The sequence below is a fragment of the Coleofasciculus sp. B1-GNL1-01 genome (assembly GCF_040220235.1).
Taxonomy (GTDB): Bacteria; Cyanobacteriota; Cyanobacteriia; order Cyanobacteriales; family Coleofasciculaceae; genus Coleofasciculus.
The window spans coordinates 35,017-50,183 of the sequence record NZ_JAVJTO010000044.1; the positions used below are offsets into that span (position 1 = coordinate 35,017).

The 15,167-nt window shown below is 45.0% G+C and carries 9 protein-coding genes and 2 pseudogenes; 5 read left to right on the forward strand and 6 right to left on the reverse strand.

Annotated elements, in window-relative coordinates; translation table 11 throughout:
* Nucleotides 1-7: 7 nt before the first annotated feature.
* Nucleotides 8-523: a hypothetical protein gene (locus RID53_RS09900; RefSeq protein WP_446387946.1), complete on the reverse strand. Its 516-nt coding sequence runs from the start codon at nt 521-523 to the stop codon at nt 8-10.
* Between the two features lie 11 nt (nt 524-534).
* Entirely contained in the window at nt 535-5,229 is a 4,695-nt protein-coding gene (locus tag RID53_RS09905) for an eCIS core domain-containing protein (protein WP_446388034.1), read from the reverse strand.
* On the opposite strand from RID53_RS09905, the pseudogene RID53_RS09910 reads away from it, so the two are divergent.
* The 4 genes and pseudogenes from RID53_RS09910 to RID53_RS09925 form a co-directional block, all read left to right on the forward strand.
* Nucleotides 5,217-5,441 (forward strand): annotated as a pseudogene (locus RID53_RS09910) (HNH endonuclease); the annotation flags it as partial. The gene RID53_RS09905 and the pseudogene RID53_RS09910 sit on opposite strands and share 13 nt — an antisense overlap.
* A gap of 172 nt (nt 5,442-5,613) precedes the next feature.
* Nucleotides 5,614-7,164, forward strand: coding sequence for a lysine--tRNA ligase (gene lysS, locus RID53_RS09915; RefSeq protein ID WP_446387947.1), 1,551 nt, complete (start codon nt 5,614-5,616; stop codon nt 7,162-7,164).
* A 29-nt stretch (nt 7,165-7,193) separates the two neighbouring features.
* Nucleotides 7,194-7,565 carry a hypothetical protein gene (locus RID53_RS09920; RefSeq protein ID WP_446387948.1) on the forward strand — a complete coding sequence of 124 codons (372 nt, stop codon included), beginning with the start codon at nt 7,194-7,196 and terminating at the stop codon, nt 7,563-7,565.
* Nucleotides 7,566-7,703: 138 nt separating this feature from the next.
* Nucleotides 7,704-8,312, forward strand: coding sequence for a Uma2 family endonuclease (locus RID53_RS09925; RefSeq protein WP_446387949.1), 609 nt, complete (start codon nt 7,704-7,706; stop codon nt 8,310-8,312).
* 393 nt (nt 8,313-8,705) lie between these two features.
* Here RID53_RS09925 and RID53_RS09930 read toward each other — a convergent pair whose 3' ends face one another.
* Together RID53_RS09930 and RID53_RS09935 are read right to left on the reverse strand one after the other, a co-directional pair.
* Nucleotides 8,706-9,746 (reverse strand): phospholipase D-like domain-containing protein, encoded by a 1,041-nt coding sequence (locus RID53_RS09930; RefSeq protein WP_446387950.1) that lies wholly within the window; start codon nt 9,744-9,746, stop codon nt 8,706-8,708.
* Nucleotides 9,715-10,002: pseudogene (locus RID53_RS09935) on the reverse strand (BrnT family toxin). Before RID53_RS09935 ends, RID53_RS09930 begins: the two are co-directional and overlap by 32 nt.
* Nucleotides 10,003-10,190: 188 nt before the next feature.
* Between RID53_RS09935 and RID53_RS09940 the strand changes: the two are divergent.
* Nucleotides 10,191-10,541: a hypothetical protein gene (locus tag RID53_RS09940; protein WP_446387951.1), complete on the forward strand. Its 351-nt coding sequence runs from the start codon at nt 10,191-10,193 to the stop codon at nt 10,539-10,541.
* A gap of 193 nt (nt 10,542-10,734) precedes the next feature.
* Here RID53_RS09940 and dnaE read toward each other — a convergent pair whose 3' ends face one another.
* Together dnaE and RID53_RS09950 are read right to left on the reverse strand one after the other, a co-directional pair.
* Nucleotides 10,735-13,953, reverse strand: coding sequence for a DNA polymerase III subunit alpha (gene dnaE / locus RID53_RS09945; protein ID WP_446387952.1), 3,219 nt, complete (start codon nt 13,951-13,953; stop codon nt 10,735-10,737).
* Nucleotides 13,954-14,153: 200 nt separating this feature from the next.
* Nucleotides 14,154-14,747 carry a hypothetical protein gene (locus tag RID53_RS09950; RefSeq protein ID WP_446387953.1) on the reverse strand — a complete coding sequence of 198 codons (594 nt, stop codon included), beginning with the start codon at nt 14,745-14,747 and terminating at the stop codon, nt 14,154-14,156.
* Between the last annotated feature and the right edge of the window lie 420 nt (nt 14,748-15,167).

The window sequence follows — 15,167 nt, forward strand, 5'->3', positions numbered from 1 at the left end:
ATTCTGCCTACTCAGCCTCATATTCCTTCAGATGCTCTGGATCTGTCGGTGCCTGAAATTTGCGAACTTCAACAAGTTCACCCAACTTATCCAATTTGAGACCACCTCGCCAATTCCAACTGATACCGTTACCTGGATCGCTGGAGACATTATACTGGGATACGATTTTCAACCCATTTTCTGTGTTGGCAAGATAAAAACAAGTAGAATAGGTACTCCGTCCGCGAAGTGTGGAGCTGACATAGCAACGGTAGAGATTCCCGTGGGTGGGATGTTGGTATTTCTTTACCTGAAAGAATATTCTTGGTTGCGTTTGCTCTAGCTGTTCTTTTCCCTCTTCAAAATAGGACTCATCAACTTGTCGAGGTCGGTATATGTCCGACTTTAAATCCCCCTCATACAACGTATTAAGTTCTGAGCGCTTGGGTCTGAACACATTATTGTCAGGCTCACTCCAACAGGCAACCCATGTCTCATATTCTTTATCAATAAAATTACGTATAAATGTGATTGCTTCTTCCATAATTCAATTTCCTATGAATGATTTAGTCCGAGCCAAACATCTGCTCCTATGTTTCTACGGAAGGTTACAGGCTTGTTAGTGACTCCATTTACCACAGTAACTTTATATCTCACATTCATACAACGTTTAAAGTTAGGCTGAACACGATTTACAAAAGCTTGCACTTCATCCCTGACTTCATCCTTATCCTTTTTGGGTAGTTCCTCAAGAATTTCCTCTATAACCTCCGGAGAGCTTAGTTTACCCCAAGTTACATTTACCTCCATATCAAACTCAACAGCGTTGTTTTCTTGGACAAACTCTTTAATGGCATCCTCTGCTCCTTTCATAACCACCTGGTTATAGTGGGCACTCGTGGTGATCAGGTTTGCACTATCCTTGTATCCTGAACCCAAAAACTGATCAGCAATCAAGTGACTGGCATTAAGATTCTCATTTCTTTCGTATCCAGGTGATCTCGCAGTATAACCCCGCCCTGTTACTCCAGCATCAGCCTTTAGTTTGAGACTTGTACCCTGAACAGACTTGACCATTTTGTTTGGAGCAAGCTCTACCCGGAAATGAGCGCCACCATGGGTATCATACTCGATCGCTGTTGAGCCATCATCACCTACGTCATACCTAGTTAAGTTTTTCGGCTCATACAGATTGTGGGTAGATTCTTTGCCACTGAGTAGATTACCCAAGAACTCATCTATGAGAATATCTTCAGCTTGGTTCCGTTTGCCCGCGTCAAAGATGTGTTCTTGGAGACGAGTCTTCGATTGTGGAAAACTCCCTTGGCGATTGTGCAAAGAACCTTTATGATCGCTCACATACCCACCGGGATTGTTTTTTGCTTTCTCCGGCACTGGCTTACCCTGGCTTTCCACGTCTTCAACCGCTAGTTCGAGAGCTGGAACCGCCATATTGTTATGCCCATAGGTACCGTAATCATGGTCTAAATTCAGCGGACTCTGTAGCATCTTGCCTGCCTTATTAGAAGTTCCCGATGTCATAAGAGTGTTCTTAACGGCATTCCAGTCTGCATAATCTCCACCAGCTTCTTGCAGTTGTTCTAGTCCAGTCTGCAAGCCTGCCTTAGCTTGTGGAGCAGCGGCTTGTAGCTGGCTGGAGAAACGTTCGACTAGATTAACACCATCGAGAGTATCACCGAACAAATCACATAGCTGCTTGAGTACATCTGCTAGAGTCTCTTGCGCCGCCTCCGTCTGATTATCTGCCTGTTCCGCCTCATTAATAGCCTTCTCATCTGTTGAGTTTTGCTTCGCCTCCTCCATTTCTTTAGCCGTCTTTTGGGCTTTTTGCTCCGTTGTACCCAGATGCTGACGAGCCTTACCCAGCAATGACTGAGCCTGTGGGCGCTTCTCTTCTGGCACAGAATCGAGCTTTCCTTGCCACTCATTCAGCTTCGCCTCAACAGGAGTGGGGGTACTGGCAACCATTACAGTAGTTGAGGTTCCCTGAGTTTTTATCCACAGACGATGACTTTCATCTCCACCACTGAAGTTAACGGTTTTACCAACTTCACTATCCTCAAGCTGCTCACCCTCGTTTTCACCTTGCTGCTCACCCTCTTTCTTACCTTTGTTTTTACCCTTACCAAATCCAAGTTTCTTACCAATCTTCTTGGCAAACTTCACCGCTTGAGCAATTAGCCAATCAATTGCCTTATCAATCGGCTCTTTCACCTTCTGAATAATTTCCTGAATCTTCTTACTAATACCACCTAAGCCCAACAGACTCGCCATGAAGCTAATCACCACAGGTAGCGCCTTAGACAAAGCATTCTCAATCAACTTCGCGGCTCCACCCAGCGCCCCATTCGCAATTGCTTTTACCGACTCCATCACCGCGTTCACCAACTCCACAATCTGGCTACCGCGCTCAATGAAGAACATGATGATGTCGTAAATCATCTTACAGGCTTTGGCAAATGCTGAAGCTGGGTTCAACAGGCTAATTACCCACAGCACACCCTGCTTAATCACACTCTCAATCACAAAATTCTGGATGGTATCAACTACCATCACTTTCAGGTCACCAATCTTATCCTGAATGAACTGCCACAGACCCGCTAATCCCTCATTCTTCAAGATAACGAAGACTTCAAAGGTCTTTTCTAACCCATTGAACATCTTCTCTCCGTTCTTACCCAGAGCCTTGATTGTCCGTGACTTAATTGAGTCATACGCTAACCCTAGCACCTGCATCACTAAGGTGAAGATGCCTTTGAGGTCAAAGCTTTCTGGCATTTGAATGCCTGCCTTTGCCATCGTACCCGTCAGCCAACCCAACAACCCTTTCTTCAGATGCTCCCAGATATTACCGACAAAGTTTTGGAATCCTTGCTTAATTCCGGAAACCAAATTCCCTAAGAACTTAATCGGGTCGAGAATAATTTTCTCCACGGCACCAGCGGCTTTTGCCAAGACGCCCATCAGCATATCTTTCAGTTGCATGATGGTTTGAACGGTTCCCACAATGGCGTCTTTCGCTTTATCTTTCAGACCCTTATTTGCTTCTTTCCGTTTCTCAATGTCGGCATCAAGCTCTTGCAGGTTCTCACTGTATTTTTGTGCCAGGGAGTCAATTAACTCATCTTGCTTACTATTAACACTCTCTTCTAATTGCTCAAACTTTCCTTGAATGTTCTGTGCCGCGTCCTGTCCGACTTTCCGGAGATTTTCCGGCAAACCCGCAACGTGTTCCTGAATTTTCTGCTTGCCTTCAGCAATTTTCTGTTTAGCTTCATTCAGTTTTTGGGCAACAAAATTAGCAATATCGGTCAGGGTTCCATCCATTGAATCGAGATACTTTTGCCGCCCATCGACAAAGAATTGATTGACCTCCGGTGGCAACCCATGCCAACTATCACTAATTCGCTCATCCCATCCAGTTACGTCATACCATTCACCATAGCGCTCATCCTCCCACGCCTCCATTTTCTGGTCAACGTAATTCTCAAATATCTGCTTGGCAGTTGCAGCACCCGCATCAAACTTCTTGGTTACTTCGTCATCTATGTTACTAAGAACGTCTTCAACCTTTTTCTTCGTATCTTGGTAGATACCATTAATATGGTTGGCAATTTTAGTCCGTTCCTGGGTATCCTTGCCCTGAGTTTCACTCTGAGCGCCCATCACCTGATTCAACAGTTGTGAACGCTCACCATGCATTCCCTGGAGCTGAGTTTGGCTCGTCGTTTGTGCCTCAGCTTCAGCCTTATTGATAGTGGCTTTTTCATCCCGACTATAGGTTTGTGGGGCTTCTTTAGCGTGGGTTTGTGCTTCTTTCTTCGCACTTAGCGCGTCCACAAACTGTGGTTCATTTGATTTTTCCAGTGTCTCTTCCGGGACTTTCGCCTTGGCTAACTCGTCATCTAGTTCTTGACTATTTGCCTCAAACGGTGCGGATACTTCAGAATCAGGTTTTGGCTTAGGTGCAGCTTTCTCGGCATTAATATCAGTTGGCGCTGCTCCCGCCTCTGGCGGCTGCATTGGCGTGACGGGTTTCGGTTCAACACCACTGGTATCCGGGGCGGCTTTGGTTTTCTCCTCAATCGGACCGGCTGCTTTTTTCTCCTCGTCAGTTACCTGAGAGGAGACATCCTGCTTCACCGCATCAAGCTGATTACTCTCCTTGAATTTTTTAGCGTCTTCTTCGTTATCAGGAATAATTGCGCCAATTTTTTCCATCAGCTTTGCCTTGAAAGCCTTCGCATTAAAGGTTCCAGGCTGCTGCTGGTTCATTTCCCCAACTTGTTTGTCTTGCGCCTTACTCTCTACTTCGTTACCCGGAGGTTCAGCGGCGTCTTGGGCTTCTTTGGATTCAGCTTCGGCGGGGTCATGCTGTTTTTCTTTCTCAGCCACTCCCTTTGCCTTATCGACCACACCCTGGAATTCTGGGTCTTCTTCTGGGGAACTGGGAGATGTTGCTCCCCCGCCGCCTGGGGTAGCTGATGCCCCACCTGATGCTGCACTTTCTGCTGCCGTTTGTTGAGTATCACCTTCTGTTGTTGCTACATTGCCACCCGCTTCTGCCATCTCTGGTGCGGCTGCTGCACTCCCAGCTTCATTAGCTACCTGGGGAGTGGCTGGAGCGGCGTTACCACCGGATGCTGGCGCGGGTGCGGGTTGTGCTGGTTGGGGTTTATTCTCTTTTACTGTTTGTTCTTGGGGATTTTCTCGGCGTTGGATTTTCAGTTGTGTCGGAAAACCCGATACCAGGCGTTCTTTTGTCTGTAACTTATTTCCCTTTGTCCCAACTTGGCTATCGGTTTTCGCCTGAACTTGACTGCCATTTTGCTGAACAACATGAGTTAATTCATGCGCCAATAATTCCTGTCCTGGCTGATTATCCGGTTGATATTCTCCCTGTTTAAAGAAGATATCTGTACCTGTGGTAAATGCCTTGGCTTGAATTGACTCATTCAGTTTGTTGGACTTACTGTCAGTGTGAACCTGAACTTGACTAAAATCCGCCCCAAACGCCTGCTCCATTGGCTGGCGTATTTTATTAGAGATTGGCTGTCCGCTACCTCGTTTTTGTTCAATCTCCTGTTCTATATTTGGTGCAGCCTCGGCTTCACTGTCGGCTATTTCCTGACGCTGGATAGTACCATCTGATCCGGAACCATCGGAGGCTGCTGCTAGAGAAATCTCGTCACGCTCTTGAGTTTCTTCTTGCTCTTGAGTCAGAGGCAGAAGTCCCCCTGTTTAACCCCAGACAAGATAATTGGAGCAATCATTTTATTTGGTCAGCGGATGGACTATTCATCATCGGTTTAACCCCAGTTGGACGGACTACGGTTACAGCATTAGCCTTAAATCGAGAAAGAGTCATTAATATTCGTGCGGCGGATAAAGCTGTAGGGCGACATCCACCACCAGGCGATCCAATTCAGTCAGAAAATTGATAGCACTTGCCATCTGAAGCGATCGCGTATTCTAGATTTGCCGCGTTCGGTTACCGCATAACGAGAATCAGGTTGTTCGCTGCGATCGCGTGAGGCTCCGGTTATCTGTTCGGTCGAATGTTAAGATAGATGTCCGACATCCTACAAGATTAGCATCGAGCAGTTCCCTATTATGTCCCCTGAGCAGTCCCCACCCGATCGCCAAAATACTCTGGAAGAAATTCGTGCTACCCGTTTGGAGAAAGTCCAACAGCTTAAAGCGTTGGGAATTGAGCCGTATGCGTATCACTGGGAGTCTACTCACCAGGCGGCTGAACTGCAAGAGAAGTTCGCGGATCTGGGGAATGGTGAAGAGGTTGATTTTGAAGTTGCGATCGCAGGTCGTATTTTAGCCCGTCGCGTCTTTGGCAAGTTAGCCTTCTTCAATCTCCAAGACGAAACGGGAACGATTCAACTGTATCTGGACAAAAAGCGGATTACCGCAACCATGACAGATCTGCCGAATCCGTTCACCCCTCTCAAGCAACTCACGGATATTGGCGACATTTTAGGCGTCAAGGGGACAATTAAGCGCACCGATAAAGGGGAACTCTCGGTCTATGTCAGTGAATATGCTATTCTGACCAAATCCCTATTACCTTTACCCGATAAGTGGCATGGTCTCACCGATACCGAAAAGCGCTATCGCCAGCGTTATGTTGACTTAATGGTGAATCCCACCGTTCGGGAAACCTTCCGCCGCCGTGCTAAAATTACTGCCGCCATTCGCCGTTATTTAGAGGATCGTGGCTTTATTGAAATTGAAACCCCTGTCTTTAGTACAGAAGCAGGCGGTGCTGAGGCGCGTCCTTTTATCACCTATCACAATACCCTAGAGATGGAGTTGTACCTGCGAATTGCCACAGAACTCCACCTGAAACGGTTAATTGTCGGCGGATTTGAAAAGGTATTTGAGTTGGGGCGAATTTTCCGAAATGAGGGAATTTCCACGCGCCACAATCCCGAATTTACCTCAATTGAGGTGTACCAGGCTTACGCCGACTACAACGATATGATGACGTTGACGGAAAATTTAATAACTACCGTCACTCAAGAGAGTTTGACAACTCTGGAAATTACTTATCAAGGTGAAACAATTGATTTCACACCGCCCTGGCGTCGTATCACCATGCATGAGTTGGTGCAAAAGGTGACAGGGTTAGATTTTAATCAGTTCAAGACATTCGATGACGCCAAAGTTGCGGCTAAAAAAGTGGGGATTGAAGGGGTAGACGACTGTCCATCCCTAGGGAAACTCCTCAACGAATGCTTCGAGCAAAAATGTGAAGAAACCCTGATTCAGCCGACATTTATTGTTGATTTCCCGATTGAAATTTCTCCCTTGGCGAAACCCCATCGTTCTAAGCCAGGATTAGTGGAACGCTTTGAGTTATTTATTGCTGGGCGAGAAACGGCGAATAGCTTTTCTGAATTAACTGATCCGATTGATCAGCGGGAACGTTTAGAAGCGCAAGCAGCCCGGAAAGCGGCTGGAGACTTGGAAGCCCAAGGGGTTGATGAAGACTTTCTGGCGGCGTTAGAGTATGGAATGCCACCAACTGGAGGGTTAGGAATTGGCATTGACCGCTTGGTGATGTTATTAACGGATTCGGCAAGTATTCGGGATGTGATTGCGTTTCCCTTGCTCAAGAGTAGCAGCCGCGATGGTTCTCCTGCACCCTGAGTGAGTGATAAAAACGGAGGAATAACTGTGTGAAGAGATGGCTTGTCTTCAAAACTGAATCCGCCTCATCGCAGGGGTGGAAGGAGCGCAAGTTGCAACCTGCTGGACACTTAACCCGAATGCTGGCTGAGTATTTGGATTGTTCTGATAAGATGTTGCCAGAATCAGGCGATCGCCCGCGTGAGTTTGCTCGTTTTGAAGAGTCGGTTGATCCAAACTTCCCGGATGCTAGCACTCATGTTCGTTGGTCTGACTGGGAAGTGAGTCGGGTTGAGCGATTCAAGTCGGTTGATTCGGCTGAGTATGACGAGATTGTTGTGTGCTATTGCCGTTATTCACCCATTGAGCCGGAGTGGAAGGAGTTACCTAAGATTGGCGTTTTGCAAGAGGGTAAACTTTAACTTTTTGCTATTTGACTGCTTATTGGTGAGTGCGATCGCTCGCAAGGTCGTGCCAACGGCATTTGAAACCTAGTTCCGCAATGCTCTGCTAAAGTTGGGTTATAGCCTACCGAACTAGATGCTCCGAAGGGGGCGATCATGACTGTAACGACTAAGAAGCTAACCTTTGAAGAGTATCTGACCTACTCAGACGGGACTGATACCCGCTATGAGTTGGTGAACGGGGAATTAGTAGCAATGAGTATTGGCACCGGGCAACATGGAGAAATCATTGACTTTCTCTATCGGCAAATCGATGCTGAGATCGGGCGTAGCGGACGCGACTGGATTGTTAGACCCGTGGCGATTGGTGTGCGATCGCCTCGTGCTGGCAAGTGGGATACCTCTCGCATTCCCGATTTGACTATTATTCCTAGCCAGCAGTGGCGCGAATTAAGAACCCGTGAGGCTGTTATTGAACTCAACGAACCCCCTCCGATTTTAATGATAGAAGTCGTTAGCGAATCGACAAAGACCGCAGATTATCGGGCTAAGCGGGTTGAGTACAACGTTTTAAACATTCCAGAATACTGGGTCATTGACCCACTGACATCAAAGGTGACGATTTTTACCCTGGTTGAGGAACTGTATGAAGGTATGGAGTTCGTTGGTGCTGAGCAGATTGTTTCAGGCACTTTCCCAGAGTTGAATCTGACAAGTGAGCAGATTATTTGGGCTGGAGTGATTCCTAGCGCTGAAGAAAACTAATGAGATGCGATCGCTCTTTGGTTGTGCCGACGGCATCTTAAACCAAGTTCCGCAATGCTCTATTGAAGCTAGGTTACAGCCTACCGAACTAGATGCTCCGAAGGAGGCGATCATGACTTAGTTAAGGAGAGCGATCACCTTCGGTCGTAACAACGGTAAAGGTTATACAGCATTTCTCAATCTAGTGAGGTACAGTAACAAGACGAGGTTAGCCTCTGTGAGCGCAAAAGTCTTATTTTCAATGTACCTCGCCAGCATGGAAAACGCTGTATAGGAATTTGGCTTGAGTAAGCTGTCATACATTTAAATTGGGAATGGGTAGCGAGCAAGATGCTCGCACTACAAGGATTTCGCCATTATTGACATTAAGGTTTAAATGCCGAACAGCTTAAACTAGTCATAGTCGTTTATATACTCGTCCATTAGCTCGTATAAAATTCGTTCGTCAATATAAGTATAGTTAGCACTTTTTTTGCAGAACTTAGCCGCATTTAAAAGATCCATCCCGGCTAAATCTAAATGTTCAGCTAGGTAAAAATCTCTAAATTCAACATCATCATTTAAGTATAAATTTTGCAATCCATATTCCTTAATTAACTTAGACAATAAAGTTCTGTTTAAACCATCACAGTCATTATAATAATCTTTGGCTCTATAGCATTTAGAATTATCATATAAATCAAAAAACTTTTTTTCGTTAGAAATTTTCGTGTAAACCTTAAAATCGTCAACAGCGAAGCAATATTCTTGAATCATTGAAAAATCAAGTAACGATGCATCGTGATATGTCTCAGATCCCCATGCAATTTCATCAGATATATCTATCAGTTTTTGTGTATACCATAAGTCGTTAAACCAATTCTTGAGTTCTTTTATTCTTGACTCCTCTTTTATCTTAAGCATTAGTTCCATGTTGCTGGTAAGTCCATTTTTTGTAAAATTACTACTTCCTACATAGGCAGTACGGGAGGTATTGAAATCAAAGGCGTACATTTTTGCGTGAATTCTACCTTCGAGGTGGTACTTAACCTGCATTCCTCCTGTTCGTATGGCTTCTTTAAAAGATTTTGCTAAATTTTTTTCATTGTCATTCTTGGTATTATTGAAAAATTGAATAATTTTTTCTTTTTTTGATTCCATTCCTATGATTAACTTAGCATCCCAGTGTTGAGAAAATGAATCAGAATCACCGGAAAACAGGTTCTTCAACTTCTCCCATCCCCATAAAGTAAAATATCCAGTACAAATGCAAGCGGATATGCAAGGATTGAAATCGTCCGTGAATTGTAAGAATTCAGACTTGATATCATCGTCAAGTTTTGTATTAATGTTATCAATAATCATCGTTATCTCCTGTTTTAGGTCAGAGGTATCAATATTCTCATCGTTCATAGCATCAACTCTAGTCCAGTCGGTTTTTGAGGTATTGCTCATAGCGTTTTCGTTCATAAGATAATGCTTTTCGTAGTGAAATGATGCAAGTTGTTTTGTCGTCAGGCTCGGTGTATACAATAACTACAACTCGTCCATCCAGTAACCCAATACCAATCTATCGATCTTCGCCATAGTCTTCTCGGTCATCGAGGGCGATAAGCATTGGTAGATCAAAGACACGAGGGGCATCAGCGAAATCAAAACCATGTTTAGCAATGTTAATCTCGTTCTTGCGCTCGTCCCACTCGAAATTCATGGATTCAATTTAACACACGTCATGACTTAGTATCCCCTCTAATCGACAACGAAAGGTTTTAAGCAAAAAATCTCTTAGCTGATCGCACTATCCTCCTCAAAGTCCACTTCATCAAAGCCAAAGCAGCAAGAGAAGCGATTGCTTCCCATAAGCTACGATGAACCCAAACACCGTTACACAGAAAACCCATGTCTGAGCAAGTGCGTTATATTACCAACGAGCAGGGGGAGCGAGTTGGCGTCTTGTTAGATTTGGAAGCCTATAATCGACTAGCGAACCCATTAGCTCTAGATGACGAGTGCTTAATTGGCTTAAGCCAAGATGAGCTGCAAGCGTTAGCCGATAGTAAGCTAGCTCCCGCAGCACAGAATCAATTGAACGATTTGCTAATTCAGAATGCAGAATCTCAGCTTTCTGCCGACGAAGTTGCAAATCTAGACCGTTTGCTAGCACAAGTCGATCAACTGACAATCCTCAAAACCAGAGCTAGATATACTCTGCACTGCTTAGAAACCTTGGCAACAGAGGTAGTGGCATGACCCAGCTAAAATGGTAATGGTGCAATAGGAAATTAGCGCAAAGCCTTTCCGTAGAAAGAAACAATAGTTAAAAAGCTACAGTTGCGGCTAAGGTAATCTAAGCCCTTAACGGTAGCATGGTATGTTAATACAGCCCTTCCCCCTGTAAATGGACTATCAACCTAAGGCTGGTTAATGCTGCGGCTTCCCTCTCTTAAAAAACAGGTTGCAATACCTCCACCTGCTTCAACTCCAAGCCTTGCTCAAATATCTGATCAATCGGTAACATTTGATCCTCATCTGTCATAAACTTATGGTCTTTTGTCGCCCGAATCGTAGCACCATCCTCTAACAGATATTCAAACACCTCTTGTTCACCGCGATTATGCCATTGTGCAATGGGTTGCGTGTAAACATAACCATTCTCATCCACACTATAAACCGTACACTCAATCTGCTTTTCGACAATTTCCCCAATCGCCACAGCACCATATTCAACCGTGAGAATCTGTGTATCATAACTCAAGCAGTATTCAGCAAATAAGATCATCTGCTCGAATAACTCTTCCGCAATCCGTTTTGCTACACCATTTTTCGCCGCACCATCGATAAAAATCTCTCGATGTTTCTCCATTTCTGCCACTTTCTTTTTACCCATACAGTTATGAGCAATAAAATCATTGGCAATCAAGTTATGGGTCTGGGAAATACTTAAGTCGAAAACCTCCTCTTGACCAACATATTCAATCGAGACAATTTCATCCCAGAATACATCGGATTCCGCAATTGCTATCAGTGCTTTATCCTGCAAAGCCGTGGCAAAATTCTGGACTCGATAAGGACTCTTTGTCGAAAGATGACCATCACCTATTAGATAAGCAGTTAGCTTAATTTGAGCATCTGATATATCACTCTCGGTAGTCAGTGGCAATATCTTAGCTAGTCCAATCCGACTACCAACCTTAAACTGATCCAGAGGCTGCCATCCTAACAGCGAATAGAAACGATGATCCGCCGTCGCTCTAATTTTACGATTGGTTTTCGTGGTAATTTCCCAAACATCTCGCACCCCGTTTGGATGAATTTCGCTAATCGGTTGCTGAGTAATCTTTTGAGTCACCTGATCCAGAGACAACACCTCTCGTCCCAACCAATACTCAGGTTTGGATGCAATGTCTTTGAGAGACACTAAACGCCCCGTTTCTGCATCAATAATCTCCGTTGAACCACTCAGACATCGGCGTAGTAAATCCGCTTGACCCAGAGAATACCCCGCCAAATCCTGAGCCATTTTCATGATCTGCTCTTGATAACAAAGCGTACCATACGTTTCTTTTAAAATTGGCTCTAATAACGGATGTTGATATTCAACCTTTTCTTTGCCATGTTTCCGATTAATAAATTTAGGAATCAGACCTGCATCCAAAGGTCCCGGACGATACAATGCCAAAATCGAAGAAATATCTTCGATACTCGACGGTTTCAACTCCCGCACCACCTGGCGCATCCCCGATGATTCTAGTTGAAAAATTCCCTCTAACTCGCCTTTCTCTAAAACCGTATAAGTCTGTTTTATGTCATCGGGTATTTTCTTGATTTCCCCTTTTGCCACAATCTCAAACGCCTTACGTTCATCTAGGGGTAACTGATCCAGATCTAACGTTATATTTTGATGTTGGCGAATCAATTCTGCCGTTTTCTGAATCGTGGTTAAATTTTTCAGACCTAGAAAATCCATTTTCAAGAGTCCGAGGGATTCTAAGTCCTCCATAAAATACTGAGTAATCACCGCCCCCTCATTATTCACCTGCAAGGGAACAATTTCATCTAAAGGTTCAGCAGAAATCACCACCCCCGCCGCGTGAACGCCAAAGGTTTTGTTGGTTCCCTCAATCCGGATTGCCATATCCAGCCAGCGCTGCACTTCGGGGTTATTTAAGTAAGCATCTCTAAACTCTGGTGTGGGCGTTTTCTCAGAAATCATTACCTTTAACTTAGTGGGTTTTCCCCGTGAAACCGGAATCATTTTTGCCATCCGATCTGATTCCCCATAGGGAATATTCAACACCCTGGCGACATCTTTTAATACCGCCTTTGATGTCATCCGGTTAAATGTAATAATTTGTGCCACCCGATCTGCCCCATATTTGTGGGTGACATATTCAATTACCTCATCCCGGCGTTCAATACAGAAATCTGTATCAATATCAGGCATAGATTTCCGTTCCGGATTGAGAAAGCGCTCAAATAAAAGCCCATGATGAACCGGATCAATATTGGTAATTTTCAGAGAATAGGCAACTAAGGAACCCGCCGCCGAACCCCGCCCTGGACCAACAGGAATCTTCTGATCTCTGGCATATTTAATATAATCCCATACGACTAAAAAGTAGGTGGAAAATCCCATCTGCTGCATCATTTTCAGCTCATATTCCAGCCGTTCTTTATAGACGAGATCGATGTCACTGCGAGAACGACATCCCATGCGCTCCAATAATCCATCCCAAGTAACTTCTTCTAAGTAACTATCAGCACTGTGACCCTTGGGAACGGGATAATTGGGGATGCGTGGTTCCCCCATAATGTCGTAGCGTTTGACCTTATCCGCGACTTCTAATGTATTCGCGATCGCCTCTTGGATCACCTCATCGGGCAAATGATCCCGAAATAGCTGTGCCATCTCCTCGGCGGACTTGAGATACTCGGTTCCGGAGTAGCGCATCCGCTTCTCTTCTGAAATTAATTTCCCTATTTGAATGCAGAGTAAGGCGTCGTGGGCTTCGACATCGTAACAGGAGATAAAATGAGAATCATTGGTGGCGACGATTTTAATCTCTAACTCACGGGCAATTTTCACAATTTCTACGTTAACAATCCGGTCTTCAATTGACCCATGATCTTGAATTTCTAGATAATAATCGTCACCAAAAACCTCTTTATACCATTGGGCAAGCTCTCGTGCCTTTTGCACGTCACCCTTGAGAATCGCTTGGGGGACTTCTCCGCCCAAACAACCACTGGTGACGATTAATCCATCACGGTACTGTTGGAGGAATTCTTTATTAATACAAGGACGCTGAAAAATTCCTGTTCCTTGGATTCCTTTCAGATGAGAAATTGTCGTCAGTTTAACTAAATTTTTATAGCCTTGGGTATTTTTCGCCAAGACAACTTGATGGTATTTGCGCTGTTTCTTCTTCGTCTTATCTTGAATATCCCCATTAATCACATACATCTCATTGCCGATAATCGGCTTAATCCCTTTCCCCCGACAAACTTTAATCAACTCGATCGCGCCATACATCACCCCATGATCCGTCAGTGCGATCGCGGGCATACCCAATTCCACCGCCCGATCCACCAGTTGCGGGAGTTGGGACGCGCCATCAAGTAAGCTATAGTCACTGTGAATATGTAGACCGACGAAGGACATAGAACAAAGAGAGATAAGGATTCAGTTAAGGGGCGCGATCGCTCACCTTCATGGTAAGCTGATCGGTCTAATGGTATTCCCGATTCATCCAGATTGACTCTGGCTACCCCACATATAAGGATACATCATCCAACTACACCCTATATGTAGTCACACCCCCCATAGGCTTGGTAGGGGCTTGGTAACTAAGCCCCTACGGTTTAGGCGATCGCACTCGATAGTTCATGCCAGCGCTGATGCCACAATTGCTGCATCTTTTGCATAATCTCAGGTAAATCCTGAAACTCCTGACTTTGTTGATTGATTTCCCCGGCTAATCCCTGAAGTCGGTTAAAATCTCGGCAACAGTAGAGTACCCGTTTCCAAGCCCCATACCAATCCTGTGCAGCTTCCTGATGGGCGCGAATGGGTTTCAGGCGTTCTTCCTCGTTTCTGAGAGATTCAGCCTGTTTTGCCCACGCTTGACGCCAAGGTTGCACGGCTTCTGGTTGCTCATGCTGATCATACCAGTCACGTTCACGACGGAGGATTTCGCCTAATTCATCCAACTGGGAACGCGAGGTACAGCGCCCAATCGCTGTTAATCCGGCGTCAATCCACAGGGGCAAGTTGCGATAACTAACAAAGATGGCGCGGGATTCAACTAGCTTGACCCAGATTTGGTGGTGCCAGCATTCCACGCGATCGATTTGCTGGAGGGGAATGTTAAGAAATGTAGCGACTTGTTGGCGTACTTCGTCGAGAGAAAATTGGCAAGGATCAACAACTCCAGCCTTGATCAAGTTCCGGGACATGGTGAATCACTCCTGATTTGGGTATGAGTGGTAGCGTTGGCTTGATTTAGGAGAGTTGATGCTGGATTTGTGGCGATATCGGCTTTTTTGCCAGGAAAACGCCCAAATCCTCAATCCTAAATCAATTGACCCAAAATCTTAGCCACCCCGCACAAGTTGCCATAAGAAGTCGGAGTGGCTAGAGGAGTGTTAGTATTTCTTCTAGCTTCCAGACTGGTGCTTCAGTTTGGGGGTTAGCTGCTCAGAGCTGCGGGAACAGCTTTGAGTGGCGCTAAGAGTTTTCGGTTTAATTTGGATTATCTTAGCACTTTGAAGGATGGATGCCCCAGCGTCAAGGCTTTGTTACAAAAGTTTATTAGGCAGTCGTATTTTCATCCAAACTAGGACTTACGTAAATTTACGGCACATACTATATGTGTA

Excerpts from the sequence above, each read along its gene's own strand:
- RID53_RS09900 (WP_446387946.1), bottom strand. The coding sequence starts at position 523 with ATGGAAGAAGCAATCACATTTATACGTAATTTTATTGATAAAGAATAT.
- lysS (WP_446387947.1), top strand. The coding sequence starts at position 5,614 with ATGTCCCCTGAGCAGTCCCCACCCGATCGCCAAAATACTCTGGAAGAA.
- RID53_RS09925 (WP_446387949.1), top strand. The coding sequence starts at position 7,704 with ATGACTGTAACGACTAAGAAGCTAACCTTTGAAGAGTATCTGACCTAC.
- RID53_RS09930 (WP_446387950.1), bottom strand. The coding sequence starts at position 9,746 with ATGAGCAATACCTCAAAAACCGACTGGACTAGAGTTGATGCTATGAAC.
- RID53_RS09940 (WP_446387951.1), top strand. The coding sequence starts at position 10,191 with ATGTCTGAGCAAGTGCGTTATATTACCAACGAGCAGGGGGAGCGAGTT.
- dnaE (WP_446387952.1), bottom strand. The coding sequence starts at position 13,953 with ATGTCCTTCGTCGGTCTACATATTCACAGTGACTATAGCTTACTTGAT.
- RID53_RS09950 (WP_446387953.1), bottom strand. The coding sequence starts at position 14,747 with ATGTCCCGGAACTTGATCAAGGCTGGAGTTGTTGATCCTTGCCAATTT.